The organism is Bradyrhizobium sp. CCBAU 51627, assembly GCF_028128765.1.
Taxonomy (GTDB): domain Bacteria; phylum Pseudomonadota; class Alphaproteobacteria; order Rhizobiales; family Xanthobacteraceae; genus Bradyrhizobium.
The window spans coordinates 171,853-198,769 of record NZ_LBJG01000090.1; the positions used below are offsets into that span (position 1 = coordinate 171,853).

The 26,917-nt window shown below is 64.3% G+C and carries 28 protein-coding genes and 1 pseudogene; 11 read left to right on the forward strand and 18 right to left on the reverse strand.

Annotated features, from left to right (window positions below; translation table 11 throughout):
* Positions 1-2 precede the first annotated feature (2 nt).
* The 4 genes from XH88_RS35155 to XH88_RS35170 form a co-directional block, all read right to left on the reverse strand.
* Positions 3-422, reverse strand: a complete 420-nt coding sequence (locus XH88_RS35155) for a DUF1850 domain-containing protein (RefSeq protein WP_271672775.1) — start codon at positions 420-422, stop codon at positions 3-5.
* Positions 383-2,491, reverse strand: a complete 2,109-nt coding sequence (locus XH88_RS35160; protein WP_271672776.1) for a TRAP transporter permease — start codon at positions 2,489-2,491, stop codon at positions 383-385. The genes XH88_RS35155 and XH88_RS35160 overlap by 40 nt, the downstream gene beginning before the upstream one ends.
* 145 nt (positions 2,492-2,636) lie before the next feature.
* Positions 2,637-3,584, reverse strand: a complete 948-nt coding sequence (locus tag XH88_RS35165; RefSeq protein ID WP_271672777.1) for a TAXI family TRAP transporter solute-binding subunit — start codon at positions 3,582-3,584, stop codon at positions 2,637-2,639.
* A 183-nt stretch (positions 3,585-3,767) separates the two neighbouring features.
* Positions 3,768-4,247, reverse strand: coding sequence for a hypothetical protein (locus tag XH88_RS35170; RefSeq protein ID WP_271672778.1), 480 nt, complete (start codon positions 4,245-4,247; stop codon positions 3,768-3,770).
* A 191-nt stretch (positions 4,248-4,438) separates the two neighbouring features.
* Between XH88_RS35170 and XH88_RS35175 the strand changes: the two genes are divergently transcribed.
* The gene (locus tag XH88_RS35175; protein ID WP_271672779.1) at positions 4,439-4,741 is read left to right on the forward strand and encodes a hypothetical protein; all 303 of its coding nucleotides are present in this window, start codon (positions 4,439-4,441) and stop codon (positions 4,739-4,741) included.
* Positions 4,742-4,893: 152 nt separating this feature from the next.
* Here the strand turns inward: XH88_RS35175 and XH88_RS35180 are convergent, their stop codons facing one another.
* Entirely contained in the window at positions 4,894-6,123 is a 1,230-nt protein-coding gene (locus tag XH88_RS35180) for a hypothetical protein (RefSeq protein WP_271672780.1), read from the reverse strand.
* Between the two features lie 56 nt (positions 6,124-6,179).
* A complete protein-coding gene (locus XH88_RS35185; protein ID WP_271672781.1) occupies positions 6,180-6,806 on the reverse strand; it encodes an NUDIX hydrolase in 627 nt (208 codons plus the stop codon).
* Positions 6,807-6,876: 70 nt separating this feature from the next.
* Here XH88_RS35185 and XH88_RS35190 point away from each other — a divergent pair, with 70 nt between their 5' ends.
* The 6 genes from XH88_RS35190 to XH88_RS35215 all read left to right on the forward strand — a co-directional run bounded on the left by XH88_RS35190 (position 6,877) and on the right by XH88_RS35215 (position 12,327).
* On the forward strand, positions 6,877-7,302 hold the full coding sequence (locus XH88_RS35190) for a PaaI family thioesterase (RefSeq protein WP_271672782.1): 426 nt from the start codon (positions 6,877-6,879) through the stop codon (positions 7,300-7,302).
* 305 nt (positions 7,303-7,607) lie between these two features.
* Entirely contained in the window at positions 7,608-8,618 is a 1,011-nt protein-coding gene (locus XH88_RS35195) for an aldo/keto reductase (RefSeq protein WP_271672783.1), read from the forward strand.
* A 10-nt stretch (positions 8,619-8,628) separates the two neighbouring features.
* On the forward strand, positions 8,629-9,942 hold the full coding sequence (locus tag XH88_RS35200; RefSeq protein ID WP_271672784.1) for a tetratricopeptide repeat protein: 1,314 nt from the start codon (positions 8,629-8,631) through the stop codon (positions 9,940-9,942).
* 33 nt (positions 9,943-9,975) lie between these two features.
* Positions 9,976-10,794: a CoA transferase subunit A gene (locus XH88_RS35205; protein ID WP_271672785.1), complete on the forward strand. Its 819-nt coding sequence runs from the start codon at positions 9,976-9,978 to the stop codon at positions 10,792-10,794.
* Positions 10,795-11,538, forward strand: coding sequence for a CoA-transferase (locus XH88_RS35210; protein WP_271672786.1), 744 nt, complete (start codon positions 10,795-10,797; stop codon positions 11,536-11,538).
* A gap of 210 nt (positions 11,539-11,748) precedes the next feature.
* Positions 11,749-12,327, forward strand: coding sequence for a hypothetical protein (locus XH88_RS35215; RefSeq protein WP_271672787.1), 579 nt, complete (start codon positions 11,749-11,751; stop codon positions 12,325-12,327).
* 46 nt (positions 12,328-12,373) lie between these two features.
* On the opposite strand, the pseudogene XH88_RS35220 reads toward XH88_RS35215, so the two are convergent.
* The 3 genes and pseudogenes from XH88_RS35220 to XH88_RS35230 all read right to left on the reverse strand — a co-directional run.
* Positions 12,374-12,517 (reverse strand): annotated as a pseudogene (locus tag XH88_RS35220) (oleate hydratase); the annotation flags it as partial.
* 133 nt (positions 12,518-12,650) lie between these two features.
* Positions 12,651-14,498 carry an AMP-dependent synthetase/ligase gene (locus XH88_RS35225; protein WP_271672788.1) on the reverse strand — a complete coding sequence of 616 codons (1,848 nt, stop codon included), beginning with the start codon at positions 14,496-14,498 and terminating at the stop codon, positions 12,651-12,653.
* A gap of 124 nt (positions 14,499-14,622) precedes the next feature.
* Positions 14,623-17,334 carry a bifunctional diguanylate cyclase/phosphodiesterase gene (locus XH88_RS35230; protein ID WP_271672789.1) on the reverse strand — a complete coding sequence of 904 codons (2,712 nt, stop codon included), beginning with the start codon at positions 17,332-17,334 and terminating at the stop codon, positions 14,623-14,625.
* Between the two features lie 262 nt (positions 17,335-17,596).
* On the opposite strand from XH88_RS35230, the gene XH88_RS35235 reads away from it, so the two are divergent.
* From XH88_RS35235 to XH88_RS35245, 3 genes are all read left to right on the forward strand, one after another.
* The gene (locus XH88_RS35235; RefSeq protein ID WP_271672790.1) at positions 17,597-17,944 is read left to right on the forward strand and encodes a DUF3088 domain-containing protein; all 348 of its coding nucleotides are present in this window, start codon (positions 17,597-17,599) and stop codon (positions 17,942-17,944) included.
* A gap of 106 nt (positions 17,945-18,050) precedes the next feature.
* Positions 18,051-18,626, forward strand: coding sequence for a cysteine hydrolase family protein (locus XH88_RS35240; protein WP_271672791.1), 576 nt, complete (start codon positions 18,051-18,053; stop codon positions 18,624-18,626).
* Between the two features lie 109 nt (positions 18,627-18,735).
* The gene (locus tag XH88_RS35245) at positions 18,736-19,047 is read left to right on the forward strand and encodes a hypothetical protein (protein ID WP_271672792.1); all 312 of its coding nucleotides are present in this window, start codon (positions 18,736-18,738) and stop codon (positions 19,045-19,047) included.
* 35 nt (positions 19,048-19,082) lie between these two features.
* Here XH88_RS35245 and XH88_RS35250 read toward each other — a convergent pair whose 3' ends face one another.
* The 6 genes from XH88_RS35250 to XH88_RS35275 all read right to left on the reverse strand — a co-directional run bounded on the left by XH88_RS35250 (position 19,083) and on the right by XH88_RS35275 (position 23,570).
* Positions 19,083-20,354, reverse strand: coding sequence for a flavin monoamine oxidase family protein (locus XH88_RS35250; RefSeq protein WP_271672793.1), 1,272 nt, complete (start codon positions 20,352-20,354; stop codon positions 19,083-19,085).
* Between the two features lie 8 nt (positions 20,355-20,362).
* Positions 20,363-21,067, reverse strand: coding sequence for a RibD family protein (locus tag XH88_RS35255; protein WP_271672794.1), 705 nt, complete (start codon positions 21,065-21,067; stop codon positions 20,363-20,365).
* Positions 21,068-21,090: 23 nt separating this feature from the next.
* The gene (locus tag XH88_RS35260; RefSeq protein WP_271672795.1) at positions 21,091-21,750 is read right to left on the reverse strand and encodes an FABP family protein; all 660 of its coding nucleotides are present in this window, start codon (positions 21,748-21,750) and stop codon (positions 21,091-21,093) included.
* Positions 21,751-21,877: 127 nt separating this feature from the next.
* The gene (locus tag XH88_RS35265) at positions 21,878-22,081 is read right to left on the reverse strand and encodes a hypothetical protein (RefSeq protein ID WP_333909281.1); all 204 of its coding nucleotides are present in this window, start codon (positions 22,079-22,081) and stop codon (positions 21,878-21,880) included.
* Positions 22,078-22,866 (reverse strand): DUF2182 domain-containing protein, encoded by a 789-nt coding sequence (locus tag XH88_RS35270; RefSeq protein WP_271672796.1) that lies wholly within the window; start codon positions 22,864-22,866, stop codon positions 22,078-22,080. The genes XH88_RS35265 and XH88_RS35270 overlap by 4 nt, the downstream gene beginning before the upstream one ends.
* A gap of 71 nt (positions 22,867-22,937) precedes the next feature.
* Entirely contained in the window at positions 22,938-23,570 is a 633-nt protein-coding gene (locus XH88_RS35275) for a DUF1326 domain-containing protein (protein ID WP_271672797.1), read from the reverse strand.
* 391 nt (positions 23,571-23,961) lie between these two features.
* Between XH88_RS35275 and XH88_RS35280 the strand changes: the two genes are divergently transcribed.
* Entirely contained in the window at positions 23,962-24,129 is a 168-nt protein-coding gene (locus XH88_RS35280; protein WP_271672798.1) for a hypothetical protein, read from the forward strand.
* A 12-nt stretch (positions 24,130-24,141) separates the two neighbouring features.
* Here XH88_RS35280 and XH88_RS35285 read toward each other — a convergent pair whose 3' ends face one another.
* The 3 genes from XH88_RS35285 to dctA are packed head-to-tail and all read right to left on the reverse strand — an operon-like array spanning position 24,142 to position 26,840.
* Positions 24,142-24,981, reverse strand: a complete 840-nt coding sequence (locus XH88_RS35285) for a bifunctional allantoicase/(S)-ureidoglycine aminohydrolase (protein WP_271672799.1) — start codon at positions 24,979-24,981, stop codon at positions 24,142-24,144.
* A gap of 2 nt (positions 24,982-24,983) precedes the next feature.
* Positions 24,984-25,493 carry an ureidoglycolate lyase gene (locus XH88_RS35290; protein WP_442868508.1) on the reverse strand — a complete coding sequence of 170 codons (510 nt, stop codon included), beginning with the start codon at positions 25,491-25,493 and terminating at the stop codon, positions 24,984-24,986.
* A 21-nt stretch (positions 25,494-25,514) separates the two neighbouring features.
* Positions 25,515-26,840, reverse strand: coding sequence for a C4-dicarboxylate transporter DctA (gene dctA / locus XH88_RS35295; protein ID WP_271672801.1), 1,326 nt, complete (start codon positions 26,838-26,840; stop codon positions 25,515-25,517).
* Positions 26,841-26,917: the final 77 nt, after the last annotated feature.

Sequence of the window (26,917 nt, forward strand, 5' to 3'; positions counted from 1 at the left end):
CCTTATTTCTGCTGTTCGTCGCAGATGCGCATCGTGGTGACGTTAGCACCGATGGGATGGCCGACAATCTCCGAAAGCGTCCGGCAGGTCCCGTCATGGCATAGCCGCCATTCGCCTGCCGCGCCGGAATTGCCGAGCACGACCTCCGGCATCGGCGCGCGCTGGGGCTGCCATTGAAACCAGCCATCGACGAGCCGCGCCTCCGGCGGCGGCTCCATGCCGGGGCCGGTGCCCTTGACTCGGGCCTGCACCAGTTCGAGGCCTGCAGGGGTGACGCGCCAGTCTTCCTGCCAATCGACCTTGGCGATCGAATGCGTCCACACCAGGGTGAACGCGGATAGCGCCAGCACCTTCACGCCACCGGCTGTTGCGAAGCAGAGGCTCACGCCGGCTCGACCACCGCCGGCGAACGCTGCCGCCATTGCCACAACACGAGCGCGGCGGAAAGAACGAAGCCGGCGGTATCGCTGAACGGGAAGTCGCCGAGCAGACACAGCGCGGCGCCGAGCGCCACGAGGCGTTCGATCAGCGCCAGCCGCGTGAACAGGAAGCCGATCGCGACCATGCCGAACAGCGCGATCGCCACCAGCGCCTTGAAGCTTGCCAGCGCCACCGCACCATAGAAGCCGAGCTTTGCCGCCATGGGATCGCCGGCTTGCAACATCAGCGCCGGCGAATAGACGAAGATGAAGGGGATGACATACCCGGCGAGCGCGATCCGCATCGCTTCCCAGCCGATCTTGTCCGGATTCTCCTTCGCAATCGGCGCCGCCGCGAGGGCGGCCAGCGCCACCGGCGGCGAGAGGTCGGCCATGATGCCGTAATAGAACGCGAACATGTGGCTCGCGATCAAGGGCACGCCGAGTTTTGCCAGCGCGGGCGCGGCGAGCGCCGCGGTGATGATGTAGGTCGGGATGGTCGGAATGCCGGTGCCGAGCAGGATCGACAGCAGCATGGTCATGATCAGCGCCAGGAACAGGCTCTTTTCGCCGAGCCCGATCACCCAGCCGCCGAAGATGGTGCCGACCCCGGTTTGCGACATCATGCCGATGATGACCCCGACAATCGCGCAGGCCATGCCGACGGTGATCGCCGATTTCGCGCTTTCAGCGAGCGAGTCGCGGCAGGAGCGCAGCGCCGCCATCCCGCCACGGACGAAGGCGGTGATCAGGATCAGCGCGACGACGACGCAGCCGACCGGCACGATCTTCAGGCCGTCGCGCGACAGCGCCGCGACGAGGAGCGCAAGGCCGATCCAGAAGATGGTGCGGATCACATTCGAGGAGGCGCCCGCCGTGATGCTCGCCCCCAGGATCAACGCCACCGTCAGCGCAAGACCCATGCTGCCGGCGTAAAGCGGCGTGAAACCCTCGAACAGCATGTAGACCAGCGCCGCCAGCGGCAGCACGAGATACCAGCCCTTCACCAATGCGTTCCAGGCGCTCGGCGTCTCCGAGCGCTTCATGCCGGTGAGGCCGTGCTTGCCGGCTTCCAGATGCACCATCCAGAAGGCGGAGGCAAAATAGAGGATCGCGGGGATCGCCGCGGCTTTGACGATCTCCGAATACTGGACGCCGAGCGTCTCCGCCATGATGAAGGCAACCGCGCCCATCACCGGCGGCATGATCTGCCCGCCCATCGAGGCGGTCGCCTCGACGCCGGCCGCGAAGGCGCGGCGATAGCCGAACCTGATCATCAGGGGAATGGTGAACTGGCCGACGGTGACGACGTTGGCGACGCCGGAGCCGGAGATCGTGCCCATCATGCCTGAGGCGAACACGGCGACCTTCGCAGGTCCACCGCGGGTGCGGCCGAACAAGCCGAGCGAAACGTCGGTGAACAACTGGATCATGCCGGCTCGTTCCAGGAACGAGCCGAACAGGATGAACAGGAAGATGTAGGTTGCCGAAACATAGATCGGCACCCCGTAAAAGCCCTCGGTGCCGTAGGACAGATGCGTGACGATCTGATCGAAATCATAGCCGCGATGGTTCAGCGGCGACGGCAGGTACTGGCCGAAGAACCAGTAGACGAGACACGCGCCACACATCAGCGGCAGTGCCGCGCCCATCAGGCGCCGCGTGCCCTCGAAGATCAGCACCGCGAGCAGCGTGCCGACCGCGAGGTCGAGCCTGGTCGGATCGCCGTCACGCGCGATCAGATCGGCATAGAAGATCCACTGATAGAGGCCGCAAAAAAAGCCGGCAGCGCCGATCACCCAGCCAAGCGCACGGCCAAAGTTGCTCTTCGCGGTGAAGTTGGCGATCAGACCGAAGGTGAGCAGGATCAGGAAGCCGACATGGACGCCGCGCACCACCTGGCTCGGAAGATAGTTGAAGGCGGCGACATAGAGCTGGAAGGTCGCAAAGGCGATGCCGATCCAGTAGGCGAGCGCGCCCCACCAGCCCGGACCAAACCCTTCCGGGAAACCATGCTCGAAATTGTCAAACTCGACCTTGATGCGGGCTGCCGTGCCCTCTGCCTGCGACATCGATATTTCCCCGCGCCCCAATGGAGCGTGCGACAGCATTCGCGCTGTATCCTGAATACGTCATGCCCGGGGCCTGACCCGGGCATCCATCGAAAGACAAACCCTTGGAGGATGGATGGCCGGGTCAAGCCCGGCCAACAAGGGTCTACTTGATCAGCCCTTTTTCCTTGTAATAGCGGATCGCGCCGGGATGCAGCGGAACCGGACTGCCGCCGGCGGCCGTCTCGAGCTTGATCTCCTTGCCGGCCGCGTGCGCATTGGCGAGCTCGGGCAGCGACTCGTAGACCAGTTTCGTCATTTGATAGGCGAGGTCGTCAGAGACGGCAGAGCTGGTGACGAGGTAATTGACCACTGCCGCGGTCGGCACGTCCTTGTCCTGGCCGGTGTAGGTGTTCGCCGGAATGACAGCCGAGATGAAGGGCGGGCCGATCTTGTCCACGGTCTCCTTCGGCACCGCCACCACCGTGATCGGGCTCGAGGTCGACAGATCCTTCAGCGACGCGACGCCGAGGCCGGCCGACTGCAAGGTCGCGGCCAGCTGGCGATTCTTCATGAGGTCGACGGATTCGGCGAACGGAAGATATTCGACCTTGCCGAGATCCTTATAGCTCATGCCGGCAGCGGCAAGGATCGCACGCGAGTTCAGCTCCGTGCCCGACTTCGGAGCGCCCACCGACAGGCTCTTGCCCTTGAGGTCGGCCAGCGTCTTGATGCCGCTGTCGGCGGTGGCGACGATCTGGATGTAATTCGGATAGATCGCCCCGATAGTACGCAGCTTGTCGAGCTTGGCCTTGAAGCCGGCTTCCTCATCGCCGTCCCAGGCGGCTTTCAGGGAGTCACCCAGCGTGAACGCCAGTTCGCCGCGCCCCTGCTGCAGCAGGATGAGATTTTCGACCGACGCCTTGGTGGCCTGTACCTGCGTCTTTACGTTGGGAATCTTGTCGCCGTAGATCTTCCCGATCGCGACGCCGAGCGGATAGTAGACGCCGGAAGTGCCGCCGGTCAGCACGTTGATGAAGGATTGCGCCTGCGCGCAAGGCGCCGACGCCGCCAGAGCAAGAGCTGTGGCCGCGCCGAAAATCGTCCGTTTCATGGTTGTCATACTCCCCAAACCGGCGGCGAAATTGGCCGGATGAGGGAGGCGGGTCAACCCATCCAAAAGACAAAACAGGGCTGCGGTAAACGGCCGTTTTGCCTTGCTTTTTCGGGAACCAGGCAGGTGCGGCGACGTGGCGCAGTCTGGATCTGAAGCGCGCCCGCCGCCGCTGGCAGGCCATCACTGGAACGCCATGTCCAGGCACTTAGAGATGTCGGAGCCGAGGCCGGAGGAGATGGTGATGCAGCCACGGACCTTCTGCGCGGTCATGTCGGCCGCCCAGATCGAGTATCCGCCGGGGCCAAAGAACGAGTTGGTGTTCGGCGGCTCGGTCTCGGTCGCGTCGAAATCATAGTGGCCGTCGGCCTCGAAAATGCGGGGCTTCTTGGTGCAGCCACCGTCGGTCTGGACGTTGATCACTTCCTTGTTGTCGCGGGTCAGTGCCAGCGAGACCTGGCAGCGGAAGTATTCCGAGGTCTTGGTGTTGAAGAGATAGGTGTAGGACTTGCAGGTTGCGGTGTTGAGCTTGCCCGGCGCAAGGCCGCGGCTGCAGGAAATCCGCTGGTTGTGGCTGAGCTGGAAATCATCGGCCCGGGCGGCCGGCGCCAGCGCCGTCAGCGACATCACGGCAGCCCAGCAAAGTTTAACGACATGGCGCATTCGAATCATCCCCACCAATATCTTTGTCGAATTGCGTTCTAGACGGAAAGCGGAACATAGTCGCGAGGGGGCGCAGGGAAAATCACAAACTGCTGGGCAAGACGTGATGCGCTGCGGCGTCATCGCGGATTGACCCGCAGACGCTGTTCGTGATTTGTTCAAGGGGATGCCCCACGGCGGGGAGGATGATGATGGCGATCTCAATCAAGACGTTTGCAATCGCAGTCGCGCTGGGGGCGTTCGCCGCTCCCGCATGCGCACAAAACGCGGCGACGCCGTGGGAGCTCAAGTCGGATAGGGGCTATGCCTATGACAAGGAAGGCAAGACCTTTTCCTACAAGATGGGCACCAGCAATGCCGGCGAGCTCCTGAAGGGCGCCAAGAAGGTCCCCAAGGGCACGCTGTTCTTCATCGGCCAGAACGGCCAGCTCTACATGCGCAGCGGGCAATATCTCGAAGGCGACGGCCGGTTCAAGTTCGGCCCGGATCAGTAGGGGCGGCTGGCGACGGCGTCGCCTCACTCTCGGTGTCATCACCCGCGAAAGCGGGTGATCCAGTATTCCAGAGGCCGTTGTGATCGAATCGAGAGGCCGCGGTGGACTGGCTGGATGCCCCGGTCAAGCCGGGGCATGACAGCAATTGTGAATTAGAACGCCCCCGCCAATTCTCTTGCACCGGCATTGTTGCTGTTACTATCCATCCGCGCATCCGTCACCGCGAGCAGCTTCGCCACCGTGTTGTGGCGGATCGCCACTGGGTTGCGCTCGTAGCCGCTGCGCTGGAAGAAATTCGAGGTCGGCACCTGCTCCCGCATCGCCTGCGGCATCGTCACCATGTCGAAGCCGGTGCCGTCACCGGTGAGGTTCATCATCTCGAGCTCTGCGGCGGTGAGCGGACGATTATAGCCCTTGGCCCGCGCGAACAGCACCGAGGTCAGCAGCTTGTGGGTCTGCAGCATTGGCCCGACATCGACGTCGAGCACCATCGCATGCATGGCCCAGCCCTGCGCAGTGTTGCCGATCTTCTCGTGCTCCGACCAGGTGTCGGGCACCGACTTCGCATGCGCCACCATCTTCTTCAGCACGGCAAGCTTGTGTTCGAGTGCCTGGCGCGCCGGACCCGAGCTGCGCGCGACCTTGTCGGAGAGCGCGCGAATGAGTTCATGGCCCTGCTCGGCCAGCAGCTCGACGCTGTTGGTTGTCAGCAACTGGTTGTAGCCCATCGCAGTCGAGATCGCGCGCCTGCCGCCATGCTCGATGCCCGCCTGCACATCGAACGTGCCGGTGCCGCCGGTCTCGAACGAATACACCCGCACCGCCTGTTCGCGTGTCAGGCCTGAAGCGAGCGCGTAACGCGCATAGGCGCGCTTGAACTCGACCTCGCTCGAGGGGCGCTGCGGCGTGAACTGATAGAGGTCCTGCGCCGCGCGCAAGAGATCGGCGACTACCGGGATCGGCTTTCGGGTGGGGCGCTCGGGCGTTTCCTCCGGCTCGGGATTCACCGGCCGCTTCGGTCCGGTATAAACAGGCGGATGCTCCAGCACGTAATCGTCTAGCGTGATCTGCTGCCCGTTGCGTCGCTTGGCATTGCGGGTTTTTCGCTTCTCGGAGATCTGGCTCCAATAAGCGCCCGCCTCCTCGTCGAACGCCGCACGCGCCGCCTGATACTCGGCCAGCTTGCGCCGATATTCGAGCACGGCCGGCGAGGCGCCTCCGCCTTGCCCAAAGAACTGCGACAAGAGCTGGGCATGGGCATTGCTGACAGCTGATGGCAGCGCGTCGAACTCGCCGCCGTGCGCGGCAGGGACGAGCAGGACGAGCGCGAGTGGAACCAGCGCCAAGGGAACTGACAAGCGTTTTCGAATCGAGTGATGCATGCTGCCCTCTTAGCAGGCATCCGGTAACCGTCACGTTAACACGCCGTTTACCATCCTCATTTCCAGGCGAAGACCGGCTGTTCCAGGTCGGTCACGCGGGTCTGTCGGCCCGCGAGCACCTCGCGGAACTGGTAGATCAGCGCCGCCGTCGGCGCGTGGATCAAGCTCATCTGATGATGAAAGCGGATCACGCGGCGGGTGCTCTCGGGGATATCAGTAAAGTCGAAGGCGCCGTCGCGTTCGATCGTGTCGAGCGCGATGCGGTGAACGGAGGCGACCTCGTCCGGGTTCGGCACGATCGCGGCGCTCTCCTCCGCCCAGACCACGACCGGCGTGATCAGATAGCCGGAGCGCGTCGGATAGTCGTCGAGCAGGCCGAGCACGGCATCGGCTGACAGCTTCAGCGCAAGCTCCTCGTCGAGCTCGCGCAGAGCGGCCTCCACCGGCGTCTCGCCGGCGTCACATCGCCCACCCGGCAGCGCCCACTGACCACGATGGGAGCGCAAGCTCGATGCGCGCCTGGTGAGTAGAAACGCCGTGTCGTCGCCGTCGCTGGATGCGGTCAGCGCCAGAACTACCGCGGCGCGCTTCAGGGCCGACGGCGCGGCCGCATCAGGCAGCCGCGCAAAGGCTGCGCAGGCCCCTGCGATATTCCGTCTGGTGGCATCGCCGAAAGCTCTCATGACGCTTGACTACACCAGGACCTCGCTCGATGAAACGAGGAGACGGACACGTTGCAAGATGGACGGAGCGATGACGAGCAAGGCCGCAACAAAGCTGAAGTCGGACGGCTGGACCATCCTGGAAACCACGGGCTTCATGCATCTGGTCGGTCCCTTGTGGGAGCGCAAGGTCGACGGCCACTACGAATTCGCACTTGCGACCGAGGACAAGCACCACAACCGCCGCGGCATGGTCCAGGGCGGCGTGATGATGACCTTCGCGGACCGCACTTGCGGCATGACCGCCCGCTACGCCTCCGGCAAGGAGTACATGGCGACGGTGCAGCTCGACACCCATTTCGTCGAGGCCGGCCAGATCGGCGACATCCTGATCTCTCGCCCCCGCGTGGTGCGCTCGACCCGCAGCCTGATCTTCATGAGCACCGAAGTGACGGTCGACGACCGCTGCATCGTGATGGCCAATGGCGTGTTCAAGATCCTGAAGGGGCCGGGGTAGGATAGCTATCGCATCTGCACGTCACGCATTCTGCTGTCGTCGCCCGGCTTGACCGGGCGACCCAGTACGCCGCGGCTTCTCGCCTCTATCACGACTGCCTCTGGAATACCGGATCGCCCGATCAAGTCGGGCGATGACAGCTGTGGATGTAGTCAGCAGCTTCCCAGCGCGTCGCTGCGAGAAGCGTAGCGATGAAGCAATTCAGGTGTTTCCGCGGACGCATCGCTGGATTGCTTCGCTACGCTCGCAATGACGGAACCGGGCGGCTATGGTGCTCCACAATTGAAGCTTCGAGGAAACAGCCCATGCAATACCGTCAGCTCGGCCGCAGCGGCCTGAAAGTGTCGCCGATCTGCCTGGGCACCATGATGTTCGGCGGGCCGACCGATGAGGCGGCATCAAAGCGGATCATTGCGAAGGCGCATGACGCCGGCGTCAACTTCATCGACACCGCTGACGCCTATTCGAAAGGCGGCTCCGAAGAGGTCGTCGGCCGCGCGATCGCGAGCGATCGTCACGCCTGGGTGCTCGCGACGAAGCTCGCCAACCCTATGGGCAGCGATCCCAATCGCGTCGGCCTGTCGCGGCGCTGGGTGCTGCAGGCGGCCGACGAGAGCTTGACGCGGCTCGGCACCGACCACATCGACGTCTACTATCTGCACAAGGAGGACCACGCGACGCCGCTGGAAGAGACGGTGCGCGCGATGGGTGACCTGATCCGGTCAGGCAAGATCCGCTATTTCGGCGTCTCCAACTACCGCGCCTGGCGCGTCGCCGAGATCTGCAACATCTGCGACCGGCTCGGCATCGACCGTCCCGTGGCCAGCCAGCCCTACTACAACGCGATGAACCGCATGCCCGAGGTCGAGCATTTTCCGGCCTGCGCCTATTACGGCCTCGGCATCGTGCCCTATAGCCCGCTCGCGCGCGGCGTGCTCACCGGCAAGTACAAACCCGATGCAGCCCCGGACAAGGACACGCGCGCCGGCCGCAACGACACGCGCATGATGCAGACCGAGTGGCGGACGGAATCGCTCCAACTCGCGCAGGAGATCAAGACCCACGCCGAGAAGAAGGGCATCACCGCCGGCCAGTTCGCGGTCGCCTGGGTGCTGAACTCCGCCTTCGTCTCCTCGATCGTCGCCGGCCCGCGCACTGAGGAGCAGTGGGACGGCTATATCAGGTCGCTCGACTACCGCTTCACCGCGGAGGACGAGGCGCTGATCGATCGGCTGGTCGTACCGGGCCATCCGTCGACGCCCGGCTACAACGATCCCGCCTATCCGATCGAAGGACGTCGCGCGCGAACGGCGTGAGGAGACGACGATGGCGCTTGAAGACCGCTACGGACTATCTCTCTCCACCACCTCCGATCAGGCGGCGTCCGCCTATCGCGAGGGCATCGACCTCATGCTTTCGGGGTGGACCGGCACGGCGCAGACGCTGGAGCGCGCGATTGCGGCCGATCCGGATTTCGCTCTGGCGCATATCGCCCGTGCCCGCGTGCATGCGTTTTACCAGCAGGGTGACCTCGCACGGAGCAAGGCGACCTTGGCGCGCGAGCTCGTCGCCAGGCGTGGCACAGAGCGCGAGCGCTCCCATGTCGAGACGCTGGCGCTTGCGATCGAGGGCCGTGGGACTGAAGCGATCGCGGCAATGTTGCAGCACGTCGAGAACTGGCCACGGGATGCCGTGGTGCTGTCGCTGCCACTCGGCGCATTCGGCTTGTTCGCCTTCTCCGGCATGGCCGATCACGACCGTGCCCGGCACGAACTGTGTGAGCGCGTTGCATATCATTACGGCGAGGACTGGTGGTTTCTCACCATGTCCGGCTGGGCGATGACCGAGAACGGCGACGTTGCCCGCGGCCGCACCGTCACCGAACGCGGCTTCGATCTACGCCGGGCCAATGCCCATGCCGCGCACGCCGTGCTGCATGCGATGTTCGAGGACGGCTCGATCGAGGACGCCGACCGTCTCGTCGATGAATGGATTCCGACCTATGACCGCGCCGGCATCCTGCACGGCCACATCCTCTGGCATCAGGCGCTCGGCGCGCTCGAGCACGGCGATGCGACACGGGCACTCAATATCTATGCCGACGTGCTCCAGCCCTCTGCCACGCAGGCGCCGCCGCTCAACGTCGTCACCGACAGCGCCTCGCTGCTCTGGCGGCTGTCGGCCTATGGCCACAGCGTACCGAAGGCGCTCTGGGTCGAGGCCGACGCCGCCGCGCAAAAACTATTCCCCAGATCGGGCCTGCCCTTCGCCGACGTTCACATGGCGCTATTTGCCGCCGCGACGCAAAATCGCGAAGCGATTGCCGTGCGCCTTGCCGTGATCGAGCAGCGGCTCGCCGACGGAAAGCTGCCGGCCGGCCCCGTGGTGCCTGCGATCTGCCGCGCGCTGGCCGCTTTCGCGGATGAGAATTACGCGGCATGCGTGCGCGAGCTCGACCCTGTCCTCGCCGACGTCGTGCGCATCGGCGGCAGCCACGCTCAGCGCGAGCTGATCGAGGACACGTTCCTCCTCGCACTGATCCGCAGCGGCGGGCTGCCACGCGCCCGCAATCTGCTTGACGCCCGCTTGCACCGCCGCCCGTCCATGCGCGATGCACGCTGGCAGGCGGCGATGGTTTGAGGCAGGATGGAAAAAAACGCATCGGAGGACGCCATGACCGAGATCGTTGCGCTGGAGGCGTTGGCCGCGCGCGTTGCCCCTGGCCAATCGCTGGCCATTCCGGTCGATCGTTCCGGCGTCGCGATGGCCGCGACCGCCGCCATCATCGAAGCCGGCATCGACGATCTTCACCTGATCTGCGTCCCCATCAGCGGCCTGCAGGCCGATCTCCTGATCGGGGCCGGCGCGGTCAAGACGCTCGAGACCAGCGCCATCTCGCTGGGCGAAGCCGGCGGCGCGCCGCGTTTCGGCGCTGCGGTGCGGGCGGGCTCCGTGACCTTGCGCGATGCCACCTGCCCCGCGATTCACGCCGGCCTGTCAGCGGCGCAGCACGGCGTGCCCTTCATGCCGATCGCCGGCATCATCGGCAGCGACCTGCTCAAGGTGCGTCCCGACTGGAAGGTGATCGACAGTCCGGTCGGCGAGGCGCGCAAGGTCGTCGTGGTGCCGGCCATCACGCCGGACATTGCGCTCTTCCACGCGCCGGAGGCCGATCGCGCCGGGAATGTGCGGATCGGCCGCTTCCGCGAGCTCGCCACCATGGCCTATGCGTCCAGGAAGACGCTGGTCACGGTCGAACGCATCGTCGATCGCAATCTGCTGGAGACGGAGGATTCCGCCGCCGGCGTGCTGCCGTCGCTGTATGTCGACGCCATCGCAGTCGCCGAACGTGGCGCCTGGCCGCTGGCGCTGTGGGACGAATATCCGGCCGACGAGGCCGAGATCGCGCGTTACGCGGCGATGGCACGCAGCGAGGATGGCTTTCGCGCCTATCTCTCGGCCTTCCTGACGCATCGCAAGCAGGTAGCCTAGATGTCGTCCGATCACGAACGGCGCGAGATCCTGATCGCCACCATTGCCGATCTGCTCGACGGCATCCGTCACGTCGCGGTCGGCGCCTCGTCGCCGATCCCCGCGGCCGGCGCCATGCTACTGCGTGCGCGCAACGAGCGTGACGGCAAGCCGCCGGTGCGCATCTCGATCCTGGGATCGCAGGCGCACAACTTCTTCACCAATGGCGGCATCGAGCTGTTCGACTGTGCCGCCCAGGGCCGCGTCGACGCCTTCTTCCTCGGCGGCGGTCAGATCGACGGCGAGGGCAACATCAACCTGGTTGGCACCGGCGACTATCCAAAGACCGACGTGCGCTGGCCCGGCTCGTTCGGCTCGGCCTACCTCTATCATCTCGTGCCGCGCGTGATCCTGTTTCGCGAGGAGCATTCGCCGCGCGTGTTCGTACCCAAGGTCGATTTCGTCAGCGCCCGGGCGATCACGCCGGAAGTCCCCCGCCGAGGCGGCCCCTATGCGCTGCTGACCAACATGGCACTTTTCGACTTCGATCGCGAGGCGGGCGGCTTTGTCTTGCGCTCCGTGCACCCGCCGTTCACGCCGGCCGACATCAGGGAGAACACCGGTTTCGACTATGCCGTGCCTGACGTCGTGCGCGAAACGCAGCGGCCCGATGCCGCAACGCTGGCGCTGCTGCGGGGACGGGTTTTCGACGAGCTTGCCGAGACTTATCCGGCCTTTGCGCGGACGATGAAACAGGCGGCGTGATCACGCCGCTCTCTGCCACGAAAAAAACACTGGCCTGACGGCAAGTGCGACGGGATGGACGGGGCAGTCCAAGTGAATCGCCGATAGGGTGACACGGTGGTATTCCAGTCTGGTTTGGCAAGGCAAACGGGATCGCAATCAATTTGCGATTCGATGGTTATCGGGCGGAACTTCCGCCCGTCCGTGGCCCCCTGGCATATGAGCCTGACGATGCGCCTCCGCCGACCGGTCCTGGCTGCAATCCTCGTCTCTCTCGCAGGCCCTTGTTTTGCCGGGTCTTCCACCGCGATTCCGGTCAACAATCCGCCGGCCCAGCAGCATTCCTTCATCGATCTGCTGGCGCTGATGTCAGGCCATTGCAAGACGCTGAAGGTCGCCGGGCACGCCTTCGCCTGCAAGACCGTGGCCTATGCCCACGGCGACAAGGGCCGCGTCAACTTCGCGGTCGCCATCGACGACCCCAGCGACGAGCACCACGTCGTGTCGTTCTCCGGCGAGCACGGCAGGCGGGCCGACGACAATTCCTACGAACTGCCGATCGACCGCATGCTGCTCAACTCCAAGGACCGGCCCAAAGTCGACGGCCTTCCGGTACCCGCGGAGCAAACCTCCACGGGCGTGTGCCGGCAGACCGGCAATTTCGCCGCCAGGAAGGTGAAGGACGTCACCTGCTCGGCGACCGACAACGAGGGCCGGACCTATGAACTGCTGTTCGTCTCCGACGGCACGCCGGTGAGCGTCCGCCGCATCAGGCAGTCGTCGCCCTCGATCCAGGATCCGTTCAAGTAGCGGGCGTCAGGCGAACGCCTTCTCCAGCGTCGCGAGGATCACGCGCAAGCTGCTCGCCGTCGAGGCTGCCGCCGACCAGCGGCTGCGCCTCGTAGATCATGATGTCCCGCCCCGAAAGCCCCGCATCACGAATGAGGAATGCGGCGCCCGCGAGCGATCCGATGCCACCGCCGATGAAATATGCCTTCATGACTTGCCTCGATTGCAGTCCAGCTTTCGGCACGACATTGCATCGGTGGGCGTGGGTCAAAGTTGCGCTGGATCAAACGTAAGGGCACCGACCATCACATTGAGCTGAGGCCGGCGTTGCGAGGCTGTCCCCCTCATCCGCCGCGCGCGTCGTGCACGGCTGGAGGCTTCTTCGCGTAGATCTGCTCGATCTCGGCGGTGAAGCGGCGCTCGAGCGCCGGGCGCTTGTTCTTCAGCGTCGGCGTCAGCAACCCCGCGCCAATGGTCCATGGGTCCAGCGTCCACCAGACGGCACGCGGCGTCGCGTAGGACGGATAGGCTTTCACGGCCGCGGCGATTCTGGCGAGCAGAGCGGCGCGCTCCGCCGCTCCGCCTTGCCGGCCGCTGGCCGCGAGCCGTTCCTTCTCCTGCACCCAGGCCTTCGCGTTGAGCACGACCAGCGCCGCGAGGAAGGGGCGCTGCTCGCCGACCACCAGCGCCTGCTCGAACAGGGGATCGGCGAGGATCGCGGTCTCCAGATCCACCGGCGCGATCTTCTCGCCGGTCGAGGTGACCAGGATGTCCTTGAGGCGACCGGTGATGGTGATGCGTCCGTTCTCGATCCGCGCCTGGTCGCCGGTGTGCAGCCAGCCGTCGGGCTCCTTCACGCGCCGCGTCTCGTCCGGCTTGTTCCAGTAGCCCAGCATCACGCTCGGCCCGCGCACGAGCAGCTCATCGTTCTCGCCCAGCCTGACCTCGACGCCGTCAAGGACATGACCGACCGAACGCGGATCGTTGTCCTCGATGGTGTTGACGGAGACCACCGGCGAGGTCTCGGTCATGCCGTAGCCCTGGAGGATGTCGAGCCCGAGCGCGAGGAAGAGGCGGATCACCGGCTCTGCGATCGGGGCGCCACCGGAGACCGCGACTCGCAGACGACCGCCGAGCTGTGCCAGCACCTTGTCGGCGACGACCCGCTTCAGCAGCGGCCAGATCAGCCGATCGAGCGGCGACAGCATACCGTGCCCCTGCCGCGCGTCGAAACGCCTGCTACCTACGGCGAGCGTGAGGTCGAACAGCGCGCGTTCCAAAGCTCCGGCCGCGGCGCGGTGCTGCATGATCAGCGCCGACATGCGCTCGTAAATCCGCGGCACTGAAACCAGCACCGTCGGCCGAACGTGCTTCAAATCCTCCGACAGCAGCGGCACCGAGCGCGCATAGGCCACGCAGGCGCCCGCCGCGATCGGATAGTAGTAGCCGCCGGTACGCTCGAATGTGTGCGAAAGCGGCAGAAAGGACAGAAAGACGTCATCCGGCGCGGCCGCGATGCGCTGCGCGATCGCCTTCACATTGGCGACAACGTTGCCGTGCGACAGCATCACGCCCTTCGGCCGCCCGGTCGTGCCGGAGGTGTAGACGATGGCGGCAAGATCGTCCGGTTTCACCGCGACATCCGCCATTGGCGCGGTCGCGCCGGGCGCGGCGGCGAGCCAGCGGTCGAGCGCGACGACGCGCGCGTCTGCTACCGCCGCTCCGCTCGCATCCGCGCAGATGATGCGCCTGAGATGGTCGAGCGGCGGGCCGGCGGCAACAATCGCCTGCCAACGCTCGAGCGTATCGACGAACAGGAACTGGGCGCCCGAGTCGGCAAGGATGTAGGCGATGCTGTCGGGATTGTCGACCGCATGCATCGGCACCGGCACGAGACCGCGCGACAGCGCCGCCTGGTCCATCGCGATATGCGCCGTGCCGTTCGGCATCAGGATCGCAACGCGCTCGCCGGGCGCGAAGCCTTCGGCGGCGAGCGCCCGGCGCCAGATCTCGAATTCCGCGTTGATCTCCTGCCAGGACTGGCTGATCCAGCGGCCCACCGAGGCGTCGAAATGCCGATAGGCTTCCGCTGCCGGCGTAGCACCGACGCGCCAGCGCAGGAGCTGCGGCAGTGTCGTCACGTCGGCGAGCGTGCCGGGCTCGCCTTGCGTCTGCGGGGTCTGGTCTGCCATGTTTTTACTCGGGATATCCTGCAATCCCGCAGGATCCACCGGATCGCAAGCTATGCCAACCGGTCCCCGGCAAGATTGATCCTGAGCAAAACGCCAGGCCGCGACCGTGCAGGAGCCAGGCTCGCTAGGCGACTGCCTGCCACTTGGGTGCGGTCGAGGATGGCGAGGCGATATCTGCGAGCGGCACCGGCTTGCGAAAGAAATAGCCCTGGCCTAGCGGAATGCCGAGCGCGCCTATTTCGTTGACCTGCTCCTGGGTCTCGACGCCTTCGGCGACGATCGCGAGGTTGAGCGTCCGCACCAGCTGGACGATTGATCCCAGCACGGCGCGCGTCTCGGGCCGGTCGATCCGATCCATGAACGCCTTGTCGACCTTGACCTTGTCGAATGGAAAGGCGGTCAGGTATGAAAGCGACGAATAGCCGACCCCGAAATCGTCGAGCGCGATCGACACTCCGAGAGCTTTCAGGCTCCGCAGCGTCTTCAGATTCTCGGCGCTGTCAGCCAGGAACACGCTCTCGGTGATTTCAAGCTCCAGCCGGCGTTCGGGAAGCCCGCTCTCGGCGAGCGCGAACTTCACGACGTCGACGAGGTTGCTCTTGGTGAACTGGACGGCCGACAGATTGACGGCGACCTTCACGTCATCCGGCAATTTCATCGCATCGCGGCACGCCTTTGCCAGCACTAGATTTCCGAGCTCGACGATCAGCCCGGCCTCCTCGGCGATCGGAATGAATTCCGTCGGTGGGACGAAGCCTCGGGCCACGTGGTGCCAGCGTGCGAGCGCTTCCACCGAAACCGTTCGGCCCGTGCCGAGCTCGACCACCGGCTGGTAGAAGACCTCGATCTCCTCGCGCCAGATCGCCTCGCGCAATTCAATCTCGAGGAGACTGCGCTGGTCGGCCTCGACCTTCAGGTCCGGCGAATAGACGTTGGAGCAATTGCGGCCCGCATTTTTCGACTTGTACAACGCAAGGTCGGCATTGCGGAGCACTTCGTCGATTCGCGTCCCATGCTCGGGCACCAAAGCGACGCCGATGCTGCACCCGATTACGACCGGATGGCCGTCAATCTCGTAAGGGGCAGCAAGCGCCTTGACGAGCCGGTCCGCCAGGATGGCCGTGCTGTCCTCGAGCGACCCCCGGCCCGGCATCACGATCAGCGCGAATTCATCGCCTCCCATTCGCGCCGCGGTATCGACCTCGCGTATTTCGGCCTTGATCCGGGCAGCGACCTGACTGAGCAGCGCATCGCCGGACTGATGACCAAGGGCATCGTTGACCGACTTGAACTTGTCGAGGTCGCACAGAAGCACGGCGAAAGGCGTCTTCATCCGCCGGTATCTCGCCAGAGCCTCGTCGATTCGTTCCTTGAACAGGTTGCGGTTTGCCAGTCCCGTCAAGCTGTCATAATGGGCAAGCTTCTCGATCCGGTCCTCGGACGCCTTACGCTCGGTGATGTCCTGATGCATCGCAACCCAGCCGCCGTCCTGGCGCCGACCGTAGGAAATGTAGACGATCCGGCCATTGGGGAATGTCAGCGTATTCGACGTGTGTTCCGACGTGGCAAGCCGGCGCTTCAGATCGCTTAGATATCCGCTAAGATCCGACACGGCATCCTGGTGGGCGAACACCTCGTGGAAGGTCATTCCGACGCGGATATCGTTGGGCGAAAGGCCGTACATGTCCAGCCACTGATAATTGAATGCGACCAGACGATCATTGCCGTCGAACATGCTCAATCCCTGCGGCAGGTTGCGCAGCGCATCCTCGAACTTGCTCAGCGAATCGCGCAATTCGAACTGGGCCCGGTCGAGAGCCTGCTGCCTTCGCCAGTACAGCGTCGTCGCAACGATGATCACCAAGGTCAGGGCGAGCGCACTGCCCAGATAGGCATCCCTTCTGGCCTGATAATGTGCATAGATTTCCTGCTCCGCGATACCAACGGTGAAGATTAGCGGGAACAGCGAGGATCTGCGTAAGGTGATCAATCTGTTGCTACGGTCCGTGCGACCTTCGCTCCAGTACTGCCCATCGGCGTCCTGTAGCCGGCTTTGGATCTGCCCGACAGCCACCTGCCCGACAAATCCCCTCTGGTCCACGCCGCGCGCGGCAAGCACGACGTAGTTCGCATTGCGGAGAACGAGAGTGCCTCCGCTGCCGAGCCTGGCGGTCTCGTAGAAATTGCCGACCATGTCGACGCTGATCGAGCCGACGATGACGCCAGTGGCGGCCTGGCGCTGGTCCAACAGCTTGCGCGCGAGCTGGATCGTCCACTTGTTCGAAGCCCGGCCGAGGACCGGCTTGGCGACATAGAGCCTGTCGTCGGGTTGCCGGAGCGTCTCGATGAAGTGCTCGCGATCGCCGAGATAGAGCGGCGGACCGGAATAGCCCGAGGTGGTGGCAAGCATGTAACCGTCGAGGCCAATCAGCGACAACTGGACGACGTCGCCGCTCGCAAGATGCGCCCTGTCGCCCCAGGACTTCAGGTTGAAGCCGGCCGGATCCTGCGCGTAAAGCGTCTGTACGATCGACAACGATTGATCGACGCGCTCGAAGATGCGCTCGGTATTCTCCTGGAATAGTTTTGCGACGCTGTCGCCGTGCGACCGCGCCTGCTGCAACGCCTCCGTTCTTTCCGAGGCAGTGATCGCGAAATAACTGATCCACACCAGCGGCAGAAAGAACACCGCCAGTTGCAGCGGCACACTGCGCCACAGGCTCGCTCCAACGCGGCGCGCGGCATCTGCCGCCCGCATCATGGAATGCCGGCGATCTGAATCGTGACCGGACGAAACTACAGCACCGGCCGTTGGCAGCGGCTCGAAACCCGGCATGAACTCATTGCCCGGAGCTTCCGGGCGGTCCTTTCTGCAACGAACGACTTGGGAAACCTCCCAGCGTTTCGTCGGAAGCCTAGGCTGCTCAGCCTTAAGCTTTGGTTCCATCCTCTCGCGGGAATTTACATTGGTGCCCCGCAGCATTACGGAGACCAATGCATGTTAGGATGCAGACACGCTGCGACCTGCGAGCCGACGGGTAGCATCCGACCATCCATGCATTATAATTCCGCAGGCGACCGTTGCTTCGGAGCGACCCATGACGCGCGACCGCCTTTTTCTGCTGCGCCCCGGTTTCGAAGACCCGGCCTACCCCGGCCAGCGCTTCTATTGCTCGCATTGCGCGCTGATCGAGGGCGTGCTCGCCTCGTTTCCGGCGCTGGCTGAAAAGCTCGACGTCGAACGCATCGCCTGGCCAAAGCCGCGGCAGGCCGTGATTGCGCTCGTCGGCGAAGAGAACCAGTGGCTGCCGCTCCTCGTACTGGCAGACGGCGCGACATCGCCGCACCAGACCGGCAGCCACCAGGGTCGCGCCTTCATCGCCGACAAAGATGCCATCCTTGCCGCACTGTCCGAGCGCCACGGCTTTCCCGGGCCGCATCCGTAGATTCTGTGGCCCTGATGGCGTCCCGAAACGAGGGAAGATCGGCATTGCGCGCGCTGATTTCCGTCTCGCATATTCGACCTGGCACGCTGTTCGAAAGATCCGCCCCATGTCCTCCCCCCTTCCCGCCCTCATCGTCGTCGACGTCCAGCGTGCATTCGACGAATGGGAGGCGGCGGGCAAGCGGCGCAACAATCCGGATGCGGTGGCGCGCATCGTCGATCTGCTCGCGGCTTTCAGGGCGAGCGGGGCCCCGATCTTTCACATCCGCCACGAAGGCACCAAGCCAAACTCGACGTTTCGCCCCGAACGCCCCGGCTATGCCGTCAAGGACGAGGCGCGCGAGCAGGCCGGCGAGCCCGTGATCGTCAAGCGCGTCAACAGCGCCTTCATCGGCACCGACCTCGAGGCGCGTCTGCGCGCAAGCGGCATCGCCACGGTCGTGATCTGCGGCGCCACCACCAATCATTGCGTCGAGACGACGACGCGGATGGCAGGCAATCTCGGCTTCGACGCGCATCTCGTGCGTGACGCGACCTGGACGTTCGACCGCACTGGTCCCGACGGCGACACGCATTCGGCCGAGGACATTCACGCGATGACCTTGTCGAACCTGAACGGCGAATTTGCCCGCATCGTGACCACGAGCGAGGCAATTGCCTCGCTGACAGCGATGCGACAATAAACCTCAGCGCGATTGCACATCCATCGTCTGCGTCGTTTCGACGCCCGCTCTCGCCGGAACGCCAGGGATATCCATCTGTTGTCACTCGCATCTCAACTGGAGTGATGACATGAAGTATCTCTTTGTCGCGATGGCTGTCGGCGCTGCGGCGCTGGCCGGCGGATCCGCAGCCAACGCGGCCGGCGGAAAGGCCCAGCCGAACGCGCAAGTTAGCCAATCGACCGACATCAGCGCGCAGCACCGGCGCCACCATTACGGCCACCGCCATCACCACTGGCGCCCGCACCACGGCTATTACCGGCCGCATTATCGCGGCTATGGCTATTACCCGCGGCATCGTGGCTATTACGGTGGCGGCCCCTACGGCTATTACCGCGGCGGTCCCGGTGTGAACTTCAGCTTCGGCGGCAGTCGCTGGTGAGAGGAGAAGGTCCGCAGAGATGCGGGCCTTCTTTCTCAGCTCCTCAAGATCGAGGCCGCCGTTTCCATTCCACTCGCGAACGCGGCCTCGACCGTGCCCATATCGCGGCCGCGATAGAGCGCTTCACCTGAGAACAGCACGATGCCATCGACGCACGCCAGTTGCTCCTGCGCCGCGCTCGTTCGCGGCGTTGCCCAGGAATAGGCACCGCGGGCGAAGGGATCGTGCGCCCAGTTGGTCGCTGTAGCCGCCACAAGGCCGCGCGCAATCTCCTCGCGCGGAATGCTGAAGATCGCGGCGAGCGAAGAGATCCCAACGTCAACCAATCCTTGTGAATCGAGATGCGACAGCTCCGCCGTTCGCGGACCCCCGAACCATCCCGTCAGGACCGGATGCCGGTCCGGATATCGCGTCCACCACACAGGAATCGTTTCATCCGACAGCAGGAATAGCATGTCCGCGAGCTCCTCGCGTCGCTCGCACCACCATGGCCGCACAAACCGCAGCAGAATCTTGATGACGCTGCCGAAGCCGATGTCGTCAGCGGCCGCAGCCTTCGCGCGCACGGCTGCAGGCAGCGCGATCTGTCGCAGCAACGGCAGCGGCACAGTGAGAATGAGGCGATCGCATGTTTGCATCGCACCGCCGGCACAGCGGACAACAATCTTGTCCCCACTCTCCTCGATCGCGGTGACGACGGCACCGAGGTGAATAGCAACACCGCACTTGCGGCACGCGGCGACCAGAAAGTCGATCAGGCCGCCATAGCCGCCGTCAATGCGCGCCTGTGCCGAATGCCCCTCGTTCATCCATTCGTCGCGCAGTGCGAGCGTCGAGGCGTGCTCGGGGTCGGCCGCATCGTAGCCCTCGACCATGCGTTCGACAGCATGGCGCAGCCGCGCGTGGTCCGGACCGGCGAAATGCCGGCTGAGGAAGTCGGCGACGGTGAGATCGTCCGTCAGATCCTTCACGGCAGCATGAAGCTCTGCGTCATGGGCATCGCGCGCGTTCTCGCGCAAGAATTCCGTGCCGTCAAAGCTCCATTGCGCGCCGCCGATCGTCCGCACCGTCAGCCCGGCTTCGCGCGCGAGCGCGCGCGTGACCGGTGCCTCGCCATGGACGAACTCGGCACCGGCATCGGCGGGATAGCCGAACTCCGACGCCGGCAGCGGATGGATGCGCCCGCCGCAGCGGTCGCGCGCCTCCAGGATCGTCACGCGTTTGCCCGCGCGTGCGATCTGGCGGGCGGCCATCAGTCCGGCGGCGCCTGCGCCGACGATGACGATGTGCTCTGACGTATCGGACATGCCGGTAGCTATCGGCGCGTGGCGTCGTTCTGGATCAGATACCGCAGCAACAGCACGCCGCCGCCGAGATCGCGCGTAGCTTCCAGCGTCATCGCCGCGAGTGGCGCACGCTTGTCGCTATCGGCCTCGGTCGAATCGAATACGAAGGGCGCGCCCCTCGCGCCGTCGATCGCGGGGCTGAGGATCAGGTTGAATTCGTCGATCAGTCCAGCGCGCAGGAACGCGCCATTGGCGACGCCGCCACCCTCCACCAGCAGGCGCTTCACGCCAAGCTCGCGGTTGAGAATATCCAGCATCAGCACCAGGTCGATCTCGGATCTGCCTGCGAAAATGTAGGACACGCCCTCGCCGCGCAGGCCGGCCAGATGCGAATCTGGCACGGTCTCGGTCAGCACCACGACGATTGGATCGCCGCCGATATCGGAGCGGCCCCAGCCGATCTTGCCATGCGCGTCGAGCACGACGCCGTGGGTCCTGGCGTCGCGGCGCGCGAACCAGTTTTCGCGGGGGAATTTTTGGTTCGGCGTTTCGGGATAGGGCTCGCCCTTGGCGAACTCGGAGCCGGTCACGCGGCCGATCACCCAGGCATCGCCGCCGAGCTCGTCATGGATCTTCTCGAACCAGTCGGTGCCTGCGCCCTTTGGGCGCCAGCGGCTCGGATGGGTGCGGCCGTCGAGGCTCGCGTGCATCAGACAGATAACATAGGGCTTCATGACAATTCTCCGCAGCCACCTTCTCAGGCCGGCCTATTTCCCTTGGCACGATCGTTCACGATCACCGCGAGCGGGTTGAGCTGGGGCGGCGCGACCAGCTTGAGCGTATTGCTGTCATGATGATTGAACGGGGCACCGCGGACGAACAACTCGGTTTGGATCAGGTAGCTCCAGCTGCCGTCGTCGTTGAAGGAGATGTCGCAGCGATAGCTGTCGGTGCGAAACGCCTGTTCCAGGAAGTCGGTCGAGCAGATGCCGTAGGCGGTGTCGCCGCGCTTCGCCGTGACCGAGATTTTCTTGTCGTCCGGATTGGCCTGCCCCGAGGCCAGCAGCACCTGCCCGCGCGGGATCGCCAGCGTCTGCATGACCAGCCCGGTCGCGGGCTCCCACAGCCAATAGCCGACCTGGTCGTGGAACGTGATGTCTTCTTCGGGCGTGTTGATGTGAATGTGATAGCGCAAGCCATAGAGCAGTTGCGGTCCGTTGGCCTGCGGATCGATCGGGTCCATCCGGATGCGCTCGATGAAGGTTCGCCGCTCCGGCCCGTCCGCCTTTGGATTGATGTCGATGCCCTTGTCCGCCTGCCAGGTGCCGGCGAGCCGGCGCAGCGGCCCGAGATTGGCAAGACTGTCGGGAGAAACGTCGTCGGGCTCGGTGAAGATGTCGGCGGGAAGGGGGAGCATGGAGACCTCGCATCGTTGCGCGGCAGCAATAGCATAGTGCGGGGCGAAACGAGCAGAATAGAACTGCTGCCCGGTCGCCCGGACAGGCTGCCGAAGTCGCGCTGACGTCTCCGGTGTGAGAGGGCTCTCAAGGCGCTTCGGACGCCAATCTCGCGCGCTGATCGAGCACACCGATCATCGAGACCAGATTGTCGCGTCGCGCGCGAAGTTTCGCGGCAAGCAGCGGATAGGTCGGCCGCTGCACGTCGAACACCCCGGCCCGGGTCTCTTCCCCGATAATGTCGGGTTGAGCAGCCGAACCCGCCATCACAAATCGGCGATCAATGCTCACACCCCGCGCCCAAGTGCGACCGCGCCGCACAGGATGAGGATCGCGCCGGCCACCTGGCTGAGCCTTGGACCGAATCTTGGACCAAGCGGCAGCAATTTCTCGCAGGCGACATAGAGGGCAATGCCGACAATCCAGACAAGCTTCATCACGCCGCTGACGAACAGCAGCGCCATCAGAAACCAGCAGCAGCCGACGCAATAGCCGCCGTGGCGAAGTCCCATGCCGAATGCGCCCATCGTGCCGGGGCGCCAGTGCTGGCTGAGGAACAATAGCGGGCTCTGGCAGTAACGAAGACAGGCGGTCTTGAGCGGCGTGAACTGGTAGAGCCCCGCAGCAACAAGGATGAGGCCGCCCAACACCGCGCTGGTGCTTGCCATCGCCATTGACAGAAGCCCGGCGTGCTCGAGCAGCCATTGCACCAGAACCGCAACGAGACTGAACCCGGCCCATATCACGAGATAGCCGGCGAGAAAGACCCAGGCTTCCGTTGCTGCAGCGGCGGGGCGCTCCTTGCGCTTGATGGCTGCGTACAACAGGACCGTAGGCGCCGCACTCGGCACCATCATGGCAATCATCATCACCCACCACATGGCGAACAGCAGCGCGGCAGAGAGCGGCGTCCATGGCATCGGCTCCATGTCCGGCATCTCGGCCATCATCTCGATATCCATTTCGGCGCCGATCACCAGGTAGGTCCAGGCCAGCGCCACTACCGCCACAAGCCCGACCACAATGACCAGGCGGTCGCGGCGCAACACATGTTCGAGCAGTCTCAGCCCAGTCATAAGCTCACCACCTGACTGACATCGCGGCAAATCCAACGCAGCGCGGCAAATCCAACGCCGAATTTAGCCCATCAGGCAGCAACACCTTCCGGCGTCTGCACGACGGTGGCGAGCGAGCTGTGTGTGCCCTGTGTATCGAACTCGATCGCGCCGGTGGAGTGAATGTTGGCGGAAGCGACCTCGGCGCCTCTGTGTTCGAAGCCGTCGGGCATCGTGACCTGAATGCGATGCGGAGCGCCCGTCACCGGATTCTTGATCGGTTCGACCTCCGTCTCCAGCACGCCCTTGGCGACGAGCCTGGCGACGCGCCCGTTCTTGTCGAAGGAAAATTCGAACGGCACGAAGAGCGGATCGTAAATGGTGGTCACGATCAGGCTGAAGATATGAAACATCGTGCCTTCGGCCGAATACTTGCCGGAGAAGATGTTGAGCAGCGCTTGGCGCTGCTCCGGCGTCGCGCGCTCATCGATGATGGGCTGCATCTTCCCGTTGCCTTCATGCAGCGCGCCCGGGAAGTCGACAGTGGCAGCGAAACAGAGGCCGTCGAGGCTAGTGCCTTCGAAATGTCCTTTGGTGATCCTCATGCCGACCAGCCCTTTGCAAAAGCCACTCGTCGGCCGGGCGTTGAAATCGCAGGGGCAGCCAAACGCGCAATTACAATTCTTGAGCCATTCGCCTTCGAGACGCCAATCCTGTGCAGCCATGGCACATCTCCCAATCTGAGGAGGACGAGGCAGCCGCTTGTCGCAATAACGATGTTGAGCGTTGAATACGCTAGGCCAAGAAAACTTGACCAAGAAACTTAGCCAAGAAACTGCGAGCGGGATCGATCGTCGATCAAAAAGCCAGCTCGCGCCGAAGTCTGTTATTCGCGGACTGCAATCTACTGTCCCAATACGAAAAGCATATCAGGCGCCGCCCGAGGCGTACAGTGAGGCGCTGCCCCGACGGGCGGGTACGGCGTCACCGGTAGAGATGGTGATCTCGGCCATGCGCGCCGGAAGGTCGGGCAAAACCAGCGGAATGGTCCCCAGGGGCTGACCACAACTGATCTCCTAACCTATTGCCAACACTTAGCAATTCAGGCGATAGAAAATGACCACCCAGACAAGCGTGTTGCAGTGGCGTCGACCGCGTGCTGGACTCGGTCCGGGACACGCGCTGGCCGAGATGATGCAAGGCTCCTTTCCGCCGATCCGCAGCTACGCCGCCGACGGATTCCCCACCATCGCAGGCCTGCGCAACTGGATCGCGTCTGGCTGAGCCACGGCAGGACTAAAGCAGCGGCGCGCCCTGCCGCAGGTTCATGTGCCTGTTGACGTCCTTGTAGAGAAGATAGCGGAACCGGCCGGGGCCGCCTGCGTAGCAGGCCTGCGGGCAGAACGCGCGCAGCCACATATAATCGCCGGCCTCCACCTCCACCCAGTCACGGTTGAGTCGGTAGACCGCCTTGCCCTCGAGGACGTAGAGCCCGTGCTCCATGACGTGCGTTTCCATGAAGGGAATCGTTGCGCCCGGCTCGAACGTCACGATGGTGACGTGCATGTCGTGCCTGAGGTCGGCGGGATCGACGAAGCGCGTGGTGGCCCAACGCCCCTCGGTATCAGGCATTGGCGTCGGCGCGATCGAATGCTCATTGGTCACGATCGGCTCGGGATCAGCCAAACCCGGCACGCGCTGGTAGAGCTTGCGGATCCAGTGCAGCTGGGCCGGTCCCGGGCCGCGATTACGCAGGCTCCACTCGCAGCCCGGCGGCACATAGGCGAAGCCGCCGGCCTTCAGCTCGCTTTCCGTGCCTGCCAGCTTGAGAGTGACCTGCCCGCCCACGACGAACAGCGCCGCCTCGGCATCCTTGTCGGGCTCGGGAATGTCGCTGCCGCCAGCCGGCGCGATCTCCATCAAGTAATGGGAGAACGTCTCGGCGAAGCCGGAGAGCGGGCGCGCGAGAACCCATACCCGCGCGTGGTCCCAGTGCGGCAGGTAACTGACGACGATATCCCGTTGCACGCTGCCCGGAATAACGGCGTATGCGGTGGTGAAGACCGCACGGCCGCTCAGAAGATCCGTCTGCGGCGGCAGACCGCCCTGCGGGATGTGATAGGTTCGCGATGACATCGTCAAGCCTCGTGGTGATCAGGCTTCAGATCGAGCTGCATGGACTCGTCCAGCCAATATTCTTCGAGATTGTTGCCCTCGCCCTTGCGGTCGACGACCAGGAAGGGGCTTGCATCCCTCAGCACCAGGAGAGGATGGTGCCAGCAGTTGCGGGCATAGTTCACACCCTGATGGCCCGTCGCCGCGAAGGCCCGATAGCTCGCGGCATCGCGCGGGTCGGTGCAAACGAGGACCAGCCAATCCGCGCCGCCGAGCGGCATGAACATCTGACTTCCCAGGGGATGGCGCTCCATCAGGCGAATGGCGATGGGCGCCGGACGCATGGAGGCGACGAACCAGCTGATATTGGTCTGTCCGCCTTGCGCGGCGACGTCGATCTTGGCGAGGTCGTTGAAACGCCTGGCATAGCCCTGGTTGATCGACAGGGGTGTCACCCCATCAGTTTCGATGACTTCGCCGAACGGCGCGAACGCCTGCTTCGTCAGGGGTTCGATCGAAACTGTCGCCATCATCAACCTCGACTGTCTCCGCGCTCACAACCCCGCAACGGGCGCAGCCGCAGCATCAGGCTCGGCCTGCAGGATCTCGCTCGACGGAACCATCTCGCCATTCAGGATGCGATGGGCCTTGGCGCGGTCAAGGTCGCCTTCCCATGAGGCGACGACGACCGTCGCAACGCAGTTTCCGACATAGTTGCCGAGCGCGCGAGCGATACCAATGAACCAGTCCACCGACAAGATCAGCACGAGGCCAATCGCCGGGATGGCCGGAATAGCCGACAGCGTCGCCGCGAGGACGACGATGGCCGAGCCCGGGACGCCATGCGCCCCCTTGGAGGTGAGCAAGGCGACGCCGAGGATCGCCAGAAGGTCCCCCATGGCCAGCGGCGTGTTGGTCGCCTGCGCAATGAAGACCGCCGCCAGGGTCAGGTAGATCGAGAACGCATCAAGGTTGAACGAGTATCCGGTCGGAATGACGAGACCGACGGTCGATCGCTTGATCCCGAGCAGCTCGAGCTTGCGCATGGTCTGCGGCAGTACGCTATCGCCCGCGGCCGTGCCGAGTACGATCATCAGTTCCTCGCGCAGATAGGCGAGCAGCTTGAACAGGCTGAAACCGGACAGCCGCATGATGGCGCCGAGAACGACCACCACGAACAGGACCACCGCCAGATAGAACAGGCCGACGAGGCCTCCGAGCTGCTTGAGCGAACCAATGCCGTATTTGCCCACGGTGAAGGCGATCGCACCGAACACGCCGATCGGGGCGAGTCGGACGACGAAGTTCATCATCTTGAAGATGATCTCGTTCACACGCTCGATGAAATCGACCACCGGCCTTGCGCGCTCGCCGCACAGAGACACCGCGCAACCGAACATGATCGAGACGATCAGGACCTGCAGGACATCGCCGGAGCTAAACGCGCCGACGATCGTGCCGGGGATCAGCTTCATCAGGAACTCGGAAACGCCGCCGCCGGCGACCTGGGCCGCGGTCTGGCTGAATCCGCTGAGCGCCTTGGCATCCAGCGTCGCGGGATCGATGTTCATGCCGGCGCCCGGCTGGAAATAATAGGCCAGCGCAATGCCGAACATCAGGGCGACGGTGGTGACGATCTCGAAATAGAGCAGCGAGCGGATGCCGACCCTGCCGACCTTCGAAAGGTCCCCGGCCGCTGAAATTCCCTGCACCACGACGCAGAAGACGATGACGGGCACCAGCATCTTGATGAGCTTGATGAAGCCGTCACCCAACGGCTTCAGCTGCACCGCCGTACCAGGATAGGCCATGCCGAGCACGATGCCGAGCGCGAGTGCGACGACGACCTGGAAGAAGAGTGACTTGAAGATCCTGGGCATGGCTTTCCTCGCTCGCGTGGCTGGTGTCGGTCTGGCTTGGTCGGCGGCTTGAGCCTTTCGCCATTGTTGTCTTTGGC